General features: G+C 67.0%; 15 protein-coding genes. 7 read left to right on the top strand and 8 right to left on the bottom strand.

The window, feature by feature from the left end:
• Nucleotides 1–7 precede the first annotated feature (7 nt).
• Nucleotides 8–871, bottom strand: coding sequence for a helix-turn-helix domain-containing protein (locus tag AVR91_RS06280; RefSeq protein WP_063274836.1), 864 nt, complete (start codon nt 869–871; stop codon nt 8–10).
• 173 nt (nt 872–1,044) lie between these two features.
• Between AVR91_RS06280 and AVR91_RS06285 the strand changes: the two genes are divergently transcribed.
• The gene (locus AVR91_RS06285) at nt 1,045–1,959 is read left to right on the top strand and encodes an alpha/beta hydrolase (RefSeq protein ID WP_063274837.1); all 915 of its coding nucleotides are present in this window, start codon (nt 1,045–1,047) and stop codon (nt 1,957–1,959) included.
• A 15-nt stretch (nt 1,960–1,974) separates the two neighbouring features.
• Nucleotides 1,975–2,898, top strand: a complete 924-nt coding sequence (locus tag AVR91_RS06290; protein WP_063274838.1) for an alpha/beta hydrolase — start codon at nt 1,975–1,977, stop codon at nt 2,896–2,898.
• 64 nt (nt 2,899–2,962) lie between these two features.
• On the opposite strand, the gene AVR91_RS06295 is transcribed toward AVR91_RS06290, so the two are convergent.
• Genes AVR91_RS06295 through AVR91_RS06305 form a run of 3 tightly spaced genes read right to left on the bottom strand, consistent with a single transcriptional unit; the run spans nt 2,963 to nt 6,072 of the window.
• Nucleotides 2,963–3,751 carry an LLM class flavin-dependent oxidoreductase gene (locus tag AVR91_RS06295; protein ID WP_063274839.1) on the bottom strand — a complete coding sequence of 263 codons (789 nt, stop codon included), beginning with the start codon at nt 3,749–3,751 and terminating at the stop codon, nt 2,963–2,965.
• A gap of 45 nt (nt 3,752–3,796) precedes the next feature.
• On the bottom strand, nt 3,797–4,588 hold the full coding sequence (locus tag AVR91_RS06300; protein ID WP_228709133.1) for an SDR family oxidoreductase: 792 nt from the start codon (nt 4,586–4,588) through the stop codon (nt 3,797–3,799).
• Complete coding sequence (locus AVR91_RS06305) at nt 4,585–6,072, bottom strand: class I adenylate-forming enzyme family protein (protein ID WP_063274840.1); 1,488 nt, start codon at nt 6,070–6,072, stop codon at nt 4,585–4,587. Before AVR91_RS06305 ends, AVR91_RS06300 begins: the two co-directional genes overlap by 4 nt.
• A 122-nt stretch (nt 6,073–6,194) precedes the next feature.
• Between AVR91_RS06305 and AVR91_RS06310 the strand changes: the two genes are divergently transcribed.
• Nucleotides 6,195–7,457, top strand: coding sequence for a PucR family transcriptional regulator (locus tag AVR91_RS06310; protein WP_158077389.1), 1,263 nt, complete (start codon nt 6,195–6,197; stop codon nt 7,455–7,457).
• Nucleotides 7,458–7,771: 314 nt separating this feature from the next.
• Here AVR91_RS06310 and AVR91_RS06315 read toward each other — a convergent pair whose 3' ends face one another.
• The 4 genes from AVR91_RS06315 to AVR91_RS06330 all read right to left on the bottom strand — a co-directional run bounded on the left by AVR91_RS06315 (nt 7,772) and on the right by AVR91_RS06330 (nt 13,151).
• Nucleotides 7,772–9,046, bottom strand: a complete 1,275-nt coding sequence (locus AVR91_RS06315) for a GTP pyrophosphokinase (RefSeq protein ID WP_076857265.1) — start codon at nt 9,044–9,046, stop codon at nt 7,772–7,774.
• 138 nt (nt 9,047–9,184) lie between these two features.
• The gene (locus tag AVR91_RS06320; protein ID WP_063274842.1) at nt 9,185–10,597 is read right to left on the bottom strand and encodes a phytoene desaturase family protein; all 1,413 of its coding nucleotides are present in this window, start codon (nt 10,595–10,597) and stop codon (nt 9,185–9,187) included.
• Nucleotides 10,594–12,396, bottom strand: coding sequence for a DUF3556 domain-containing protein (locus AVR91_RS06325; RefSeq protein ID WP_063274843.1), 1,803 nt, complete (start codon nt 12,394–12,396; stop codon nt 10,594–10,596). The genes AVR91_RS06320 and AVR91_RS06325 overlap by 4 nt, the downstream gene beginning before the upstream one ends.
• Before the next feature lie 164 nt (nt 12,397–12,560).
• On the bottom strand, nt 12,561–13,151 hold the full coding sequence (locus AVR91_RS06330) for a TetR/AcrR family transcriptional regulator (RefSeq protein WP_076857266.1): 591 nt from the start codon (nt 13,149–13,151) through the stop codon (nt 12,561–12,563).
• 80 nt (nt 13,152–13,231) lie between these two features.
• Between AVR91_RS06330 and AVR91_RS06335 the strand changes: the two genes are divergently transcribed.
• From AVR91_RS06335 to AVR91_RS06350, 4 genes are read left to right on the top strand one after another with little or no spacing between them, the layout of a single operon-like run.
• Nucleotides 13,232–14,683, top strand: coding sequence for an aldehyde dehydrogenase family protein (locus AVR91_RS06335; RefSeq protein ID WP_063274845.1), 1,452 nt, complete (start codon nt 13,232–13,234; stop codon nt 14,681–14,683).
• The gene (locus AVR91_RS06340; RefSeq protein ID WP_063274846.1) at nt 14,680–15,846 is read left to right on the top strand and encodes a CaiB/BaiF CoA transferase family protein; all 1,167 of its coding nucleotides are present in this window, start codon (nt 14,680–14,682) and stop codon (nt 15,844–15,846) included. Before AVR91_RS06335 ends, AVR91_RS06340 begins: the two co-directional genes overlap by 4 nt.
• A gap of 26 nt (nt 15,847–15,872) precedes the next feature.
• Nucleotides 15,873–17,435 carry a class I adenylate-forming enzyme family protein gene (locus tag AVR91_RS06345; RefSeq protein WP_083737405.1) on the top strand — a complete coding sequence of 521 codons (1,563 nt, stop codon included), beginning with the start codon at nt 15,873–15,875 and terminating at the stop codon, nt 17,433–17,435.
• Nucleotides 17,428–18,522 (top strand): zinc-binding dehydrogenase, encoded by a 1,095-nt coding sequence (locus AVR91_RS06350; RefSeq protein WP_063274848.1) that lies wholly within the window; start codon nt 17,428–17,430, stop codon nt 18,520–18,522. The genes AVR91_RS06345 and AVR91_RS06350 overlap by 8 nt, the downstream gene beginning before the upstream one ends.
• Nucleotides 18,523–18,530: the final 8 nt, after the last annotated feature.

Genomic DNA, 18,530 nt, shown 5'->3' on the forward strand with positions numbered 1-18,530 from the left:
CCGGGCCTCAGCGGTCCGCCGCGGATCGGTCTTCACTCGCTGCCCATGACGACAGGAAACGAAGGCCGTCGTGGGCGGCGCTACCGGGCTCGGCGGTCCAGACAATGAGCTGCTGTTCGGGGTCACTCGTACAGGTGAGCGCGTCCCAGTCGAGCGTCAGCTCACCCGCGACGGGGTGGCGAAGCGTCTTGCTCCCCCGCTCGCGGGCGGTGACATGATGGTCACCCCACCACGTGCGGAAGTCGTCGTCCTTCATTGACAGTTCGCCGACCAGGGTGGCCATCCGCTGATCGTGGGGGTTGCGGCCGGCTTCCATCCGGAGCATCGCCACGGCGGTGCGGGCCATGGCCTCCCACTCCACGTGCAAGGCCCTGAATGCGGGGTCGGAGAACAACAGCCACACATAATTCCGCTTCTTTTCCGGAATCGCCGAGAAATCGACCAGCAGTGCGGAAGCCATCCGGTTCCAGCCGAGAATGTCCATTCGCCTGCCCAGTACGAGCGCGGGGCTCGTGGTCAGTTCATCCATCACCCGCAGCAACTGTAGTGACACCTTCTGCGCGGATTGGCGGCGTGGGCGTTCTGCGTCCTTTCCCGCGAGCTCGAACAGGTATTCACGTTCATCGTCGTCCAGATGCAGCACCCTCGCCAGGACGTCGAGCACCGGGGCGGACGCCTGCCTGCGTCCCTGTTCGATACGGGTGTAGTAATCGGGGCTGATCGAGGCCAGGAGCGCGACCTCCTCGCGGCGCAGCCCCTTCACCCGTCGTTTGGCGCCGGTCTCGGGCAGCCCGACCGTCCGGGGGCTCACCTCGGACCTGCGAGCCTTGAGGAACTCCCCCAGTTCGTTGGTGTGGTCGTCACTGCTCATGACCCCATTGTCGCAACAGGTGCAACTCGGGAGCCTGGGCCAATTGTGTCCCTGGACAGTGGTGTGCGGGGCTGGAACCGTCCCATTGTAGGAGCACGCGACGCGTGTGAGTCTCGAATACGAGGCCGAACGAAACGCCCGGCCGAAGAGAAGCCGAAAGAAAGATCCCGAAGATGAAGACGAACGTCACCTTCCCGAGCGCCGGGCTCGCGCTGGCCGGTCTCCTGTTCACTCCGGACGACCACACCGGCGCCCCGCTGCCGGCCGTCGTCGTGTCCCACCCCGGCGGTGGTGTGAAGGAGCAGACCGCGTCGATCTACGCCGAGCGTCTGGCCCGCGAGGGGTACGCCACCCTGGTGTTCGACGCCGCATACCAAGGTGAGAGCGAGGGCCTGCCCCGCGGTCTGGAGAACCCCTTCCAGCGTGCCGAGGACGTCCGGTCCGCGGTCACCTACCTGACCACCCGCGACGACATCGACCCGGCCAGGATCGGCGCGCTGGGCATCTGCGCGTCCGGTGGCTACGTCCCGTTCGCCGCGCAGACCGACCACCGGATCAAGGCCGTCGCCACGGTCAGCGCCGTGGACATCCGGAGTCTGCTGGTCGAAGGTCTCGGCCGCACCCAGGGTCCGGAGGTCCTGCAGGCCATGCTGGACCAGGCGGGCGCGCTGCGCACCGCCGAAGCGCGGGGCGAGGTCGCGGGTGTGCAGAACTGGGCTCCGGAAAGCCCCGAAGGGCTCGAGGAAGCTCCGACGCTGTATCGCGAGGCGCAGGACTACTACCGCACCCCGCGCGGCGGGCACGCGAACTCCACCAACGAGTGGCCGCTGCGCAGCATCGACCAGATCGCGCAGTACGACTCCTACGCGATGATCAAGCTGATCGCGCCCCGGCCGCTGCTGATGATCATCGGCTCCGATGCCGACACCGGCTACTTCAGCCGCGAGGCCATCGAAAAGGCCGACGAGCCCAAGGAACTGTTCGTCATCGACGGCGCCACCCACGTCGCGCTCTACGACCAGGACGAGCACGTCACTCCCGCGGTCACCAAGCTCACCGGCTTCTTCGGCGAGCACCTGACCGCCTGAACGAGAGGAAATCCCATGGAATCCGTGACCTTCAAGAACCGCACCTGGGACGTCGCCGCCGACGTCCGCTTCCCGGAGGGCTTCGACCCGGCCAAGAAGTACCCGGCGATCATCTGCGCCCACCCGATCAGCAGCTGCAAGGAGCAGACGTCCGGCAGCATCTACGCCGAGCGGCTGACCGAACTGGGCTACGTGACCCTGGCGTTCGACGCGTCACACCAGGGCGCGAGCGGAGGCGAGCCGCGCTACCTCGAAGACCCTGCCACCCGGGTCGAAGACTTCCGCTGCGCGATCGACTACCTGGTGACGCAGGACTACGTCGACGAGGACCGCATCGGCCTGGTCGGGATCTGCGGTGGCGGTGGTTACGCCGCGAACGCCACGATGACCGACCACCGGATCAAGGCGCTGGGCACCGTCGTCGCCGCGAACTACGGACGGCTCCTGCGCGAAGGCGACCTGAGCGCCAACGCCGCGGTCGCGACGCTCGAGGCGATCGGCAAGCAGCGCACGGCCGAAGCGCGGGGCGCGGAGCCGCACATCACCACCTACATCCCCACCTCGGTCGAGGAGCGGGAAAAGGCCGGAATCACCGACATCGACATCGTCAACGCCGTCGAGTACTACACCACCGACAGGGGCCAGAGCGCCGGCTCACCCAACAAGCTGCGCTTCTCCGGTCTCGAAGCGGCGGTCGGCTTCGACGCCTTCCACCTGGCCGAGGTGCTGCTGACGCAGCCGCTGCAGGTCATCGTCGGCGACGTGCCAGGCGGCTTCGGGTCCTACCGGGACGGATTCGAACTGTTCGACCGGGCCCGCTCGGAGAAGAAGGACATCTTCGTCGTCCAGGGCGCGAGCCACTACGACCTGTACGACCAGCCGAAGTACGTCGACCAGGCACTGGCGAAGCTGGGCACCTTCTTCGAAGAAAACCTCTGATCAGACAGCGAAGGAGGGGCTGCTGCTGAAGCGGTCGCCCCTCCTTCGCTGCCGTAGGCGGTTGTCAGCGAGACAGTGCGGCGATGAGCGGGCCCGGGTCCGGGTGCTGAGACGTGCATTGCAGGATGACGGAGGTGGCGCCCGCGGCGGCCAGCTCGTCGATCAGAGCGCGGGCACGGTCGCCAAGGGCGGGTATGTCCGGCTCGATCTCCGCGAAAACGATGACCTGCGGCGCTGGTCGGCCCGCGGCCTGCGCGGCCTCGGCGGCGCGGGCGGCCTCGGAAGCGACGTAGTCGGGGGTGGCCAGCAGGGCGTCCAGGAGCACCCCGTCGCCCACCTCGCCCGCCAGCGCGACGGTCTTCGGACCCCGCCCGCCGATGATGAGCGGCGGCACCTGCACCGGCGGCCAGTCCAGAGCCACGGCGTCAAGGTTCACATAACGTCCGGTCACGCTGACGGTCTCGCCGTGCAGCAGCCGCCGGACGGCGTCGGCGTGCTCGCGCAGCAACGTCATCGGCGACGACACCCGGGCGCCGACCTGCCCCATCCAGTCGAGCACCCCGTGACCGACGGTCGGGACGAACCGGCCGGGGAACATCCGCGCCAGCGTCGCGATCTCCATGGCGGCGACGGCCGGATTGCGCAGCGGCACCGGCATCAGGCCGATCCCGACGGTGAGCCGCTCGCTCCACGCCAGCGCGGCCGCGGCACTGGTGAGACCACCTTCGAGGAAACAGTCCTCCCACAACCACAACTCGTCGATACCGGCCTCATCGGCCGCGACGACGGTCTCCCTCAGCTCCTCCGGCGGCAATTGCGGACGGAACACCACACCAACACGAACCTCGGCCATGCTCTCTACGCTAGTCCCGTCCAAGATCGCCGGCCCGACGCACGTCTAATCGACGAAGATGTCCTTGTGCGCGTTGGCATCGCCGTATCGGCTCAGGTCCGTGACGCCAGCCTCGCGCAGGACGTCGGCATCGATGAACGCGCGACCGTTCTTGCGCTCATGCGGCAGGTCAAACAGGGCGAGGGCGGCGTCGGCCATGATCTCGGGTGATCGGGCGTGGTCGGCACCGCCCACGACGTTGCGGACGGCGGAGGTGTCGATCAGGGTCTCCGGCCACAGGCAGGACGCCGACACCCCGTCGGCGGCGAACTCGGCGGCCCAGCCGAGAGTCAGCAAGGTCATGCCGTACTTCGACGTCGTGTACGCCGGATGGATCCCCAGCCAGCGCGGCGCGAGGTTCAACGGCGGCGAGAGCGTGACGATCGAGCCTCGGGACTTACGCAAATGGGGCAAGGCGGCCGTGGTGAGCAGCCAGGTGCCGCGGATGTTGACCTCGTGCATCAACGCGAACTTCTTCGCCGGGGTCTCCAGGGTGCCCGCGGTGTGGATCGCGCTGGCGTTGTTGACGACGACGTCGACGCCACCGAACTCCGCGACGGCGGTCGCTATCAGTTTGGCGGTGTCCTCTTCGGACCGGACGTCGCCGACCACCCCCACCGCGCGGCCGCCAGCCTGCCGGATCGCCTCGACGGCGGTGTGGATGGTGCCGGGTAGATTCGGTTGCGGCACATCGGTCTTGGCGAGGAGCGCCACGTTGCCGCCGCGGCGTGCGAAGGCCAAGGCGGTGGCCAGGCCGATCCCGCGGCTTCCGCCGGACATCACCAGGGTGCGGCTCACGGGTGCGCCTTCTTTCGGTCCATCTGCTCGCGGAGAAGCCCTTTGACGAGCTTGCCCACTGAGTTCCTGGGGAGTTCGGTCCTGACGTGGATCTCGGCGGGCGTCTTGTAGCGTGCGAGCGAGCGGGAGCAGTGCTCGGCGAGTTCTTCCGCCGTCACGGTCAATCCGGGTTTGGTCGCGACGAAGGCGACCGGGACTTCGCCGTAGACGTCGTCCGGCCGTCCGACGACAGCGGCTTCGAGCACGGCCCGGTGGCCGTAGAGGCACTCTTCGATCTCCTTGGGATAGATGTTCTCGCCACCTCGGATGATCATGTCCTTGATCCGGTCGACGAGGATCAAGTAGCCCTCATCGTCAAGGATCCCGACGTCGCCGGTGTGCAGCCAGCCGTCGCGTACCACTCTCGCGGTCTCCTCGGGTCGGCCGAGGTAACCGCGCATCACGTTCGCTCCCCGGATGACAACTTCGCCGCGCTGTCCCGGCGGGAGCCGTTCCTCGTCGGGGGAAACGACGGCGACTTCCTGACCGGGCAGGGTGATCCCGACCGTTCCGGCCTTGCGGGGCCCGTCCACCGGATTGATGGTCGAGGCCACGCTGCCTTCCGAGAGCCCGTATCCCTCCACGACCGGGACCTTGAACCTGTCCTCGAACCGGGTGATGAGCTCGGCGGGCATCGGTGCGGCGCCGCAGATGACGAACCGCAGCGAAGACGTGTCCACCTCGCGTTCGGTCTTGGCGTCCAGGAGCGCGTACATCGTCGGCACCGCCGAGAAGTAGGTCGGCCGATGGGTTTCGACCTGGTCCCAGAAATCGGCCGGGGAGAAGCGCGGCGCGATGACCACGTTCCCTCCCGCGCGCAGTGCCGAAAGGACACTGGCGACCAGTCCGTTGACGTGGAACAGCGGAAGCACGAGGAGGCTGGTGTCGGCGGCGGTGAGGCCGAAATGCTCGATGAGGGACGAACTCATCGCGTCGAGGTTTGCGTGGTCGAGGAGCACGCCCTTGGGTTTGCCGGTCGTACCGCTGGTGTAGATGATCAACGCGAAGTCGGACCGGTCCGCGACCGGAGTCACGTCGGGAACATCGCCGAGCGCGTGGACGGAGCGCGCATCGATCCACGCGATCCCGGTCGCCTCCGCCAGTGCGCGGGCGCGCTCGTCGCCCACGAGGAGAGCGGCCGTCGAGTCCTGCAGTTGGTAACGAACCTCGTCGTCAGTGAGCGCCGGGTTGACCGGTGTCAGCGCGGCCCCGCGGCACCACGCGGCGAACATCGTCGTCGCGATCTCCGAGCAGTTCGGGAGCATGACCGCGACGGTGTCGCCGGCGGCGACGCCCATCGTCTCGAACCGATACGCAAGGCGGCGGACAGAATCGGCGAAGGCCGTGTTGTCGAGGGTGCCTGCCTGGTCAGCGATGCACGGGCCGTGCGGATCGAGCACCTCACGGACGAACGGAATCCGTGCCGGTTCGCTGGGAATGTCCATGGGAACGACGCTAAATCCCGCTCGCGGAACCGGCACTGGCCCGCATGGACAAGACCAGGCCCGCTCCTTCGTTCCCGACGACCAGTGGCGGCCGTCACAGGAGGTGGGAGACTGTTCACGTGGTGGACGAGGAGCTTCGCAAGCAGGTCGAGACGGTGGCTGCGGCGCTCAACGACAACACCGCGACCCTCACAGCCGGTCTGCGCGACCTGCTGTCCACCCGGATCGAGGAGCTCGCCGGCGACGCCGCGATCCTGGATCTGCTGGGGTCGAGCATCGAGGGAAACCTCGAAAACATCCTGCACGCGCTCCGGCACTCGATCAGCGTCGAGAACCTCGAACCGCCGTCCGCCGCCTTCGAGTACGCGCGACGGCTGGCCCAGCGCGGGGTCCCGGTCAGCGCACTGGTGCGGGCCTACCGGCTGGCGCAGCAGAACCTCCTCGAATCCGCCTTCCGCGAGTGCCGAGACCGGCATCCCGACCCGCTGATGCAGGCGGCCAGCTACCAGCGCTTCGTGACCGTCACCTTCGACTACATCGACTGGATCTCGCAACGCATCGTCACCGTCTACGAGAGCGAACGCGAGCGCTGGCTGACCGAACGCAACACCGCCCGCGTCGGCCGGGTCGAGGACCTGATCAGCGGCTTGACCAGCGATATCGACGCGGTCGAGGCGGTGATCGGCTACCGGCTGCGGGTCCCCCACCTCGGCGTGGTCCTGTGGGTGCACGAGACGGGCGCGCAGCAGGATCAGCTGTCCCGGTTCACCCGGACGGTGACGACGATGGCGGAGAAGCTCGGCTCTGGACGGAGCCCGCTGGTCATCCCGCGGGACCGGGCCAGCGCGTGGGCTTGGATCCCGGTCGCCGACGGCTTCACGCCCGACATCGCCACCGTGCGGCCCCTGCTCGACGACGCCGCCGGACCGCCGCTTCCCCAGGTCGCGCTCGGCGCGGTGCACTCCGGGCTCGACGGCTTCCGGCGGACACATCTGGAGGCGATTCAGGCACAGCGGGTCGCCATGGTCCGCGACGATCCGACCCATCCGGTGACCGGGTTCCACGAGCCCGGCCTCAACGTGGCCGCGCTCTTCGCGCTCGATCTCGACGTGACACGACGGTGGGTACACGAGATGCTGGGCGATCTCGCCCGCTGCGACGAACAGTATGAACGCCTGCGCGAGACGTTGCTGATCTTCTTCCGCCACGACAGCAGCTACACCGCCACGGCGGAGGCGATGCTCATGCACAAGAACTCGGTGAAGTACCGGATCGCCGGCGCCGAGAAGGTACTCGGACGGGCGATCCGGGACGACCGTCAGGCGATCGAGCTCGCCGTCACCGCCTGCCACTGGTTGGGCCGAACCTTGCTCCTGAAGAACTGACCACGGACAAGGGCGAAGGCGACGTGCCTGGTCGAGTGGGTCGTGAGTGGCGATTCGGGTTAGAGCCAAAAGTGTTTAGGTACCTACGGCAGGTGAGGCTGGGCCGTGAGGGCACCTTGACGGACTCGAATCCGTCCAGTGCGAGTTCGAGTCGCGCCGAAGGCACCAAGCCAGACCTGGCGTTACGATTGAAGACAGATCAACACTGTTGGTCGAGGGGTGCACGTGAGCGCGAGAACACTTATGGCTATGAGGCGTGCCGCTACGGAGGGTTCGTAGCCTGCAGGACCTCTGGATAAAAGCATCACACAAGTTTACGCGTCATCAGGCGAAGGTGTCCCGATTTCAGCAATGATTGACTCGATGCGCCCCACAGCCTCCTGCAATGTTGCCTTTGAAGGAGAATCTGATCCTATGCGATGCGCTACCCTGTTCCTCATTTGCCGAAGTAGGTCAATTTCTCGCACAGTGGAAGGATCAAGGATACCACGACCTTCCATCAACTGCAGCAACCGAAAGGCAGGTACCCCTGTTAGCCGCTGCTGGTCGTCATCAAGAAGCGAGAACAGAAGGCCTTCAAGCTCAGCCCAGCGAGCCATAAATAGTCCTGCCCACATGAATGCGTCATCGTTGTGCTCAGATCCAATTGCACGCAGTGCATCCTCCTCTTGAATGTGCTGGTAGGTTTTAAAACGAGACTCATCCCTCTCCAGTACGGCGTCAATAACCTGATCCGCAAGTGGACGCTCTTCGAGATTCCCATGTAATGCCGCGAGATAGGAGGCCAAATTGGCCGGCGTGTCGATCCCAAGCCGGGAGAGCAGTATAAACAGGAGGTCAATTCGCCCAAGCCCAGCTTCGCCAACCGGCTTATCCACCAATGAATTAACTTGATCGAGAAGGTGGACAGTAAGTTCATAGTGATTCAAGAATTTGCGCCCCACCTCAGCCACCCTGCGCTCACCAGCGCGTTGAAGGGTCTCTAAAGCCAATTCACCCGCAAGTACCATACCGTTCAGCTGATCAAGTATCGCATACTCATCTTCAGACAGTTCGCCCTCAAATGGCTTGTAGACGAGGTCGTGCTCGACTTCGGACCATGCATGCATGAGCACCGACGCCACTTGTATTTCCACTCTCGCCAAGGCGTATCGCTTCTGTGAGCCAGTCAGCAAATTCTCGTTTAATCTCACCCGATAATGCGAAGCTGAGTAGCCAGAGAATCGCTTGCCGGACAAAGTGACATCACGCCTAGGGAAATCTCGACGTTCTTCAACAAGGTGAAATAGGTTCCTGACTGCACTATCAACTTGGTTTTTTTCTGCAGGGAAGTACAGTGCAACACGAACACCAGCCAGATCCGCGATGTCGTCGAAAATGTCGTCCGCGCTCGCGTATTTTCGGTCGCTGGACCGAATGCGACATTTCTCCTCCAAGCGCGACGGGTCTTTCGCGCGAGATGTCACCATGCAACGGACCCCCGATCTCTGCAGACTACTTTCGAGTCGCTCTTTAACCAAACGGGCAGCCTGGTCGTAAAAATCAAACTCCTTCACGTATCGCGCAATGAAGGCACTGATTACATCCACTGGTCCACCTCCACGACAACGCGACCGACCGCGAACGATAGCCCCTGCACATCGTCCAGCCTGCCTGCCGGCGGGCTGCCTCTTCTTAAGAGAAGGGACCGCCAACCCGAATCGCCACTCACAAGCCGTCCACCCAGCTCAGCTGAGCCCGGCGAGAGCCGCCTTGGCCGCGTTGTACCCGCACATCCCGTGCGCACCCGCGCCCGGCGGCGTCGCCGCCGAGCACAGGTAGACGCCGGGCACGCCGACCGCGTACGGATTGAGCGTGACCCGTGGACGGAACACCAGCTGCAGCGGGGAATTCGCCCCGGTCACGACGTCGCCGCCAATGTAGTTCGGGTTGTGTTCCTCCATCTGGACGGCGGAGCGGACATGGCGGGCGAGGACGCGATCCTTGAACCCCGGGGCGAACCGCTCGATCTGCCGCTCGATCGCCGCGGTCGCGTCGCCCGTGTACCCGGCGGGCACGTGCGCGTAGGCGTAGAGCGGGTTCTTGCCGTCTTTCGACCTGCTGGGATCGGCGAGGTACTGCTGGCCCACCAGCACGAAGGGCCGCTCGGGCATACCGCCCCGGGCGACCTCCCGCTCCGCGGCGGCGATCTCCTCGACAGACCCTCCGATGTGGACGGTCCCGGCCCTGCGGGAGTCCTCGTGTCTCCAGGGCACTTCGCCGTCCACGGCGAACTCGACCTTGAAAACGCCGGGGCCGTGCCGGTAGCGGCTCAGTGCGCGCCGGACCCGGCCAGGCAGGCGATCGCCCACGATCGACACCGCCGCCGACGGCGCGACGTCGAGCATCACCACGTCCGGCTCGCCGAGTTCGGCAAGGGTCCGCACTGTCGTGCCGGTGAGGACCTTGCCACCATGGCTCTCCAGGGCGGCGACCATCGCGGCGCTGATCGCCGCGGACCCGCCCTCGGCGACCGGCCACCCGTAGGCGTGGGCGGCGGTCCCGAGGGCGACCCCGATCGCGGAGGACATCGGCGAGGACAACGGCCGCATCGCGTGGGCGGCGACCCCGGCGTAGAGAGCGCGTGCCTCCGGCGTGGACCAGCGGGACGCGAGCACCGATGCGGGCAGGCTCGACAGGAGCCCGAACCGCGCGAGTACCAGCGGATGAGCGGGCACGTGCAGCATCGGGCGGAGGAAGTCCTCGGTGATCCGATCGAAGTTCTCCGTGAGCGGCCCGAACACCTGCCGCCAGCGGCGAGCGTCGTCACCCAGCCCGAGCGCGGTGTCGCCGACCGACCGGAGCGCCGCCGCCCCACGACCGCCGTCGAGCGGGTGGGAGTACTGCACCTCCGGCCACAGCCAGCGCAGACCGTGGCTGTGCAGGTCGGCCTCGCGAGAGAACGGCGTATCGACCGCGAGCGGATGGAAACCCGAGCACTCGTCGTGGATCAATCCCGGCAGGGTGAGCTCGCTGCTGCGGGTGCCTCCCCCGACGACGTGCGCGGCCTCGATGACCGTCACCTGCAGACCGGCCTTGGCCAGTGTGACCGCGGCGGCGAGGCCGTTGGGCCCGCTGCCGACGACGACTGCCGTGGTCATCGCTGCACCTCCTCGCGATCGGCCGCCGCCTTCGGGTACCGCACGCGCTCGTAACCCCGCATGCGCCATTGCACGTCGACCGCGATGGGCCCGTTCGGCAGCCAGGGCTGCTCGGCGACGGCGTCCTCGGCACGGTAGACGCCGCGCTCGACGACTCCCAGAGCGGCATCGATCACCTGGTAGCGGAGGTGGTTCCGGTGCACCGGCTGCGACTCGATCCACACCACCACGAACTCCCCCGGCCGGAAACCGCAGCGGCGCTGCAGGGACTCGATGAACCGTGCGTCGTGCATGTGGCCGTCACCGAAGTTGAACCCGATGATGCAGTTCGTGCTGAACTCCGCTTCCCGCAAGGTGTAGTGGTCGATGTCGGCGCCGAGCTGGTTGATCATGATCGAGTTGAGCGCGCGGCCCTGGCTGTGCATGGCCCGCCAGCCCAGCAGCTGGTGCATCACGACTTCGGCCGCTTCGGGACCGTAGAGGGCGGAGAGCTGCTTGACGGTCATCTCGGAGGGCTTCACCAGGTGCTGGTCGAGACGATCTTCGGCGCCGGGAGCGAACGCCCACATCGCCGAGGCCCAGTTGCCGGCGTACTGCCGCATCGAAGGCAGGAACGACACCAGATCGGGACGGAGATTGCCCAGGACCGGGAAGAACAGAACGCCCACCACGGTCAGCGCGAGCAGGGCCGGGTTCATGTCGCCGAGGCCGTAGCCTGCCCAGTTCGGGTGGCCGAGAAAGAGGAAGACCGCGGCGAAGGCGAACAGAATGTTCCATTCGAGCGGCACCGCGAGCGGGAACGTCGAGGTGATGAACAGGTGGAAGCACACCATCACCCCGGCGGCGAGCAGCGCCACGGTGGCGTTGACGGTGAACAACAAGACCAGCGGCGTCACGATTTCGACGAAAGTGCCGCCGACGTGCGCGAGCAGCGAACCTCGGTACGACGGGCGCAGATCACGCGGAAAGTCCTTGTAGTGCATACGCTTGACCGCCTTGGACGGGAGCCACGGCGTGTTGCTGACCATCGGCGGGACCACCATCGAGAAATGCTTGCCGAACTTGGAGAAACCGGCGCCGAACCACACGGCCACGATCAGCACCTTGAGCGCGACGATCATGTCCACGATCGGGAAGGCCGCGAAGAAGATGATCGCGGGCAGGTACTGCTCGCCACGGGCCTGCAGGAAGAAGACCTTGTCGCGCAATCCCAACGTCACCATGAGCACGGCGAGCGCGGCCGCGACGGCAGGCATCACCCGGCCCGCGTCGAAGCCGAGCCGTGTGAGGTCCGCGTCCGCTGTGCCGGGAAGCAGGAGCCCGGCGAGCAGGACGGCGATGACCGCGATGTAAAGCAGTACGTCGACGCCCGTGCGGCGGTCGCCACCGGTCAGGGGGACGCGCTTCCACGGCGCCTGCCGGATCGTGTCGACCTTCAGGTAGGTGCGCCAACCGCAGGTGAACGGCTTGAAGTGGCCGGCCAGCGGCCCCCAGGAACCACCGGCGCCGAGGGCCTCGAGGAACACCGTCCACAGGATGAGCTTCTGGTAGAAGATCGGCTCGGTCCACCAGGACGAGAACTCCAGGGGGTTGAGCCCCGAAGTGAGTGCGGCGATCAGCAGGCCACCGACGACGTAGACCACGAGAAGCTTCGCGAGGTAGATGACGTGGGTCATCTTCGGCGTTCCGAAGCCGTACTCGACCCAGTGCCGGGACAACACTTTGATCCGTTCGAGATAGGGCATCTCGAACAACCTGGCGGGGTCAACAGGCGGGAAGTCCCCGGTCTTGAATCCCATGATTCGACTCCTCGGGCCACACGGCGGTGATTGCCGACCGAACGTAGGTCCGGGAGTGAGGTCGAGGTCACAGCTCGATCGACCAAAGATCCCGGAGGCGTTCGTTTCAAGGCGACAAAGACCGAGGCGCGCTTGGTCGCCGCACACAAACCCGGGGTTCGCCTTCAGTACTCGAAGAGCCTGACAAGGGTGTGCGACACCGACTCGGCGAAGTCGTCCACGCCGAGCCGGTCCGCCGGGTCGAACCATTCGCCGATGAGGGCGAGTCCGCCCAGCGCCAGGTTCAGGGTCCGGTGCAGTTCATCGGCCTTCCGCCGGTCCGTTGCCAGCTCGTCCACCACGCCGCGGAAGATCAGGGTCTGCTCGCGACGGAGTTCGTCGCGCCGGGCCTCCAGGGCCGCGACCGGGACCCGCACTTTGAGGAACAGCGGGATGAACTCGGGGTACTCGCGAAGAGTGATCGCGGCTTCCTCGCGGAACATCAGCCGCAGCCTCTCCCGTGGCGGGTGCGCCGACTCCGCGATCCCGGCGAGCCGGGGGAACACCTCAGCGGCCGCGTGCTCCATGCACCTGAGGAACAGCTCTTCCTTCGATGAGAAGTAGTGGTACAGGCTGGGACCGCGCAGGTCCAAAGCCGCGCCGATGTCTTCGAAGTTCGTCGCCTCGTAGCCGCGCTCGGCGAAGAGCCGGGCGGCGGTGTGCTCGATAAGTCTGATCCGCTCGGCGCGTTTCCGCATCGCCCGCGTCTCGACCACCACGACCTCCTCACTTGCCCGAACTAAGTGCACAATATATTATCTATTCGTTCGTAGGGAATCTAGCGACCGGGAGAATCGTGGAAGCGGCAGGCGTACGAGTACCGCACACCGACGACGTCTTCGTCGGTGGCGTGTGGCGTCCGGCGACAGGAGACCTGCACACCATCGTGTCCCCCGCGGACGCGAAACCGGTCGGAACGGCTCGGCAGGCGTCCGAAACGGACGCGACCGCCGCGGTGGATGCCGCCGTCTCCGCCCGCGACGCGTGGGCCGCCACTCCCCTGGCCGATCGGGTTGCGCTGTGCGCCCGCTGGCTGGAGTCGGTGGACCGACGCGCGGCCGATCTGGATGTGGTGTGGGCCGTCGAGGCAGGAATGCCGGTGCGGCACGGCAGGGCACTGCACCGGTTCGGCACCGTCGCCGCGTGGCGGTCGGCGCTCGACGGCGCCGAGGAGATGCTGCGTGAGCAGCGCCGGTCCTCGGAACTCGGTGACGTCCTGCTGCGCCGGGAGCCTGTCGGCGTGGTGGCGGCGATGCTCCCCTACAACGGTCCGGTCGTGACGGTGGCGTCGAAGGTCGTCCCGGCGTTGCTCGCCGGATGCCCTGTGGTCGTCAAGGCGGCGCCGGAATCCTCGCTGACGATGGCGTTGGTAGCGGACTGCGCCCGGCAGGCCGGCTTCCCTGCCGGGGTGGTGAACTTCGTGTCGGGACCGGTCGCCGTCGGGCAGGCACTGACCCGGGAGTCCCGGGTGGACCTGGTCTCGCTGACCGGCGGCCATGCGGCGGCGCAGGACGTCCTCGCGGCGACGCACGGCCGGTACGCGCGCACTCAACTGGAACTCGGCGGAAAATCGCCGGCCGTGATCCTGGACGACGCACCGCTGGACAAGGCGTTGCGGGCGTTGGTTCCCGGCGCCACCAACGGTGCGGGCCAGGTGTGCGCGCTGCTGTCGCGAATCCTGGTCTCCGAACGGCGGCACGACGAGGTCGTCGACCGGTTGAAGACAGCCTGGGAACGACTGGTCATCGGCGATCCACTGGACCCTGCGACGCACATCGGCCCCTTGATCAACGAGGCCGCCCTGCGTCGCACCGAAGGCTTCGTCGCACGGGCACGCGATGACGGCGCACGGCTGGTCACCGGCGGAGAACGACCGGCGGGTCTGGAGAACGGCTGGTTTCACCGGCCGACGCTCTTCACCGACGTCGCCGAGGACGCCGAATTGATTCGCCGTGAGGTGTTCGGGCCGGTGACCGCGGTGCAGGTGTACCGCGACGTCGACGACGCCGTCCGGCTGGCCAACGCCACCGACTTCGGATTGTCGGGCGCCGTCTACACCGCCGATGTCGAGGCGGGGATCGAGGTGGCGGGCCGGATCCGCGCCGGCGCGGTGGCGGTCAACTCGTTCGGCCCGGCGATGAGCGCACCCTTCGGCGGGATCGGGGCGTCGGGCTGGGGCCGCGAGTCCGGGCCGGAAGGGATTCTCGGTTTCACCGAACTCAAGCAGATCCTCGTCGGTGCCGCATGAACGCCGGACCACTGGCGGGACTGAAAGTCGTCGAACTCGCCGGGATCGGGCCAGGGCCATGGTGCGGCATGCTGCTCAGCGACCTCGGGGCCGAAGTGCTGCGGGTGGACCGGCCGAGCGCCGTCGGCACCATGCGCACCGACCTCGGTGCCGCCAACGGCAGACAGCCCGCTTTCGTGAATGACCGGGGACGGCGCTCGATCGCGGTCGACCTGAAACACCCGCGTGGCGCCGAAGTGGTACTGCGACTGGTCGAACAGGCCGACGTCCTCATCGAAGGCAACCGGCCGGGAGTCGCCGAACGGCTCGGCGTGGGGCCCGAAGACTGCTTCGCACGCAACCCCGGCCTGGTTTACGGAAGGGCGACGGGCTGGGGCCAGGACGGTCCGCTGAGCCAGACGGCCGGACACGACCTCAACTACCTCGCGACGTCCGGCCTGCTCGCGGCGATAGGCCCTGCGGGCGGGGCTCCGGCGGTTCCGCTCAATCTGCTAGGCGACTACGCCGGTGGCGGCCTGATGCTCGCCATGGGGCTGGTGGCAGCCTTGTGGGAAGCCCGGAACGGCGGCCCCGGCCAGGTCGTCGACGCGTCGATGCTCGACGGCATCGCCCTGCTCGGCGGCGTCTTCTACGGACAACGCCAAGCCGGGATGCTCAGCCTCGAACGAGGCGGCAACACCCTCGACGGCGGCGCGCCGTTCTACACCGTCTACGAGACCGTGGACGGCGGCTGGATGGCCGTCGCCGCGATCGAAGCGAAGTTCTTCAGCGAACTGCTCGACGTCCTCGGGCTGCCACCGGAACTCGCCGCACTCCAATGGAACCGTCCCGAATGGCCGTCGCTGCACGCGAAGATCGCCGACGTCTTCCGCACTCGCCCGCGGAGCGAGTGGGAGAGCCGGTTCGACGGGCGGGAAGCGTGCACGACACCGGTCCTCGACCTCGACGAGGCGCTGCACCACGAGCACGCCACGGCCAGGGCGAGTTTTGTTCCCGTCGACGGCGTGCTGCAGCCCGCGCCCGCGCCGCGTTTCAGCCGGACTCCCGGCGCCATCCAAGGCCCCGCGGTCCCCGCCGGGGCCGACACGGACACCGCGCTGCACGACTGGGGCCTTTCCGAGGACGAAGTAACCGCGTTGCGAACGTCCGGAGCGGTCGTCTAGGCCGACACGAAACACGGGAGTCATCAATGAGGATGAGCCTCAACTACGTCACCGATGCGATCGCCGGACAGATGCCGGTCGTGGACCCCAGCCGCCCGGCCGTCGTGCTGGGCGGTGAGCCCGCCGTGTCCTGGACGGAGCTTCGTGCCCTGGAGCTGCGCTACGCACGTGCCCTGCAGCGAGCGGGCATCCGGAAAGGCGACCGGGTCGGAATCCTGCTGCGCAACTGCGTCGACTACGTCGCGCTCTACCTGGCCGTCGGCCGAGTAGGCGGCATCGCCGCTCGCCTCAACTGGCGCTTGACCGCGCCGGAACTCCGGTTCGCCCTCAGCGACTCGGGAGCGAGCCTGCTGCTGTTCGACGCCGAGTTCACGGACACCATCGAAGGCATCCGCGACGACATCGCGGTCACGACCTACGTCTCTCGCTCCTCCACCGACGTCTCCCCGGATTGGGCCACTCCCCTGCTGGTGTTCGCCGAGCAGGAATCCGACGCCACGGGCTTCCCCGCCGTGAGCGCCGACGACCCGGTGTCGCTGATGTACTCCTCCGGCACGACCGGACGGCCGAAAGGCGTGCTGTTCTCGCACGGCAACGCGTTCTGGATCGGCGCCATCCAGGCACAGCGGTGGCGCATCGACGAACACACCGTCGCCCAGACCAGCGGACCGCTCTTCCACGCCGGCGGGTTCGAAGTCCTGCTGCTGCCCGCTCTGCTCGCACACGGCACAGCGGTCACCTTCCCCTCCGGCAACTTCACCTGCGAACGGTTCCTCGAAGTCGCCCGCCACAACGGCACGACGTCGATGCTGCTCTACCCGTTCATGCTCGCCGACCTGCTGCACAAGGACGCTGTCGAAACCCTCGTCCCCACGTCGCTCCGCCGAATCGTCACTGGTGGCGACGTGGTGATGCCGTGGATCTACGACGAGATGGAACGACGCCTGCCCGGCGTCGAACTGGTGCAGTCCTACAGCCTCACCGAAGGCGGCGCCGTCAGCACCAGCCTGGAATTCGCGGTGGCACGAGGTCGCGAAAGCAGCATCGGCCGCCCGCAGGCCATGACCGAGGTGAAGGTGATCCGGCCGGACGGAACACACACCGAAGCAGGAGAAGTCGGCGAGATCTGCGTACGCAGCGGCGGGGTGAGCATCGGCTACTGGAACCTCCCCGACGCCACCAAAGCGACCTTCGTCGACGGATGGTGTCACTCCGGCGATCTGGGCCGCGTCGACGAAGACGGCTTCCTGACGATCGCCGGGCGAGTCAAGGACATGTACCGCAGTGGTGGCGAAAACGTGTACCCGGCCGAAGTCGAAATGGTCCTCACCGGACACGAAGACGTCGCCGACGCCGCGGTGATCGGCGTGCCCGACGACAAGTACGTCGAAACCGGTGCCGCGATCATCGTGCCCGCCGACGGCCACACGGTCGACACCGATCAAGTGCGCCGGTGGCTGACGGAACGCCTCGCCAAATACAAGGTGCCCCAACACTTCCACTTCGTGGGCGACCTACCGCGCAATGCCAGCGGGAAGGTCCTCAAGAGCGTTCTGCGCAAAACTTATGGAGGCGAACGAAATGACTGAAGCCGCGCTGCTCGAAAAGGCGGGCTCCGCGCTCCGGATCACCGAGATCACGCTGGCCGATCCGCATCCCGGAGAGGTCGTCGTCGAGGTGCGCGCCACCGGCGTGTGCCAATCCGATGTCGGCGTCTTCACCGGCAAACTCCCCGCGCCGGTACCGCTGGTCCTCGGGCACGAGGGCGCCGGCGTGGTCGTCGAAGTCGGCGACGGCGTCGAGGACCTGCAACCCGGTGACCACGTGGTGCTGTCCTGGCTGGCCAGCTGCGGCAGCTGCTTCTACTGCCAACGAGCCGAGCAGCACCTGTGCGGCCGTCCGCGGACCATGCTCGGTGCGCACACCATGTCCGATGGAAGCACCCGGATGAGCCTGGACGGCGCCCCCGTCCGCCAGTTCTGCGGACTGGGCAGCTTCTCGCAACGGACCGTCGTTCCCGCCGGAGCGGCGATCAAGATCCCCGACGACATCCCGATCGCGTCCGCCGCCCTGCTCGGCTGCGGTGTCCTCACCGGATTCGGTGCAGCCGTGCACACCGGCGACGTGCGCGTGGGCGACACCGTCGCCGTCGTCGGCTGTGGCGGCGTCGGACTCAACGCCGTGCAAGGCGCCCGCATCGCCGGAGCCACCACCATCATCGCGATCGACGTCCACGACGACCGCCTGGCGCTGGCCTCCGAACTCGGCGCCACCCACACCCTGACCGCGGGCCCCGACGTCGTCAAGCAGGTGCAAGCACTCACCGGCCGCCGCGGCGCGGACGTTGTGATCGAGGTGGCCGGACGACACGAAACCGTGCAACAGGCGATCGCCATGGCGCGCCGTGGCGGCACGACGGTCCTCGTCGGCGCCGGCCCGGGCGTCGGCATCGACGAGGTCTTCGGCAACGTCGTCATGGCAGGCAAGACGGTGAAGGGCTGCCTGTACGGGTCAGCCCACATCAAGCGCGACATCCCGCGCCTGGTCGAGCTGTACCGGAGCGGCACCCTGCACCTCGACCAGCTGGTCACCGAGACCTTCCCCTTCAGCGACATCGCCAAAGCCGTCGACTACTGCGCCGCGGAACAAGGCGCACGCGCCGTCGTCCTCGCCTGAACTCACCC

The organism is Amycolatopsis keratiniphila subsp. keratiniphila (assembly GCF_001620365.2).
Lineage (GTDB): Bacteria > Actinomycetota > Actinomycetes > Mycobacteriales > Pseudonocardiaceae > Amycolatopsis > Amycolatopsis keratiniphila.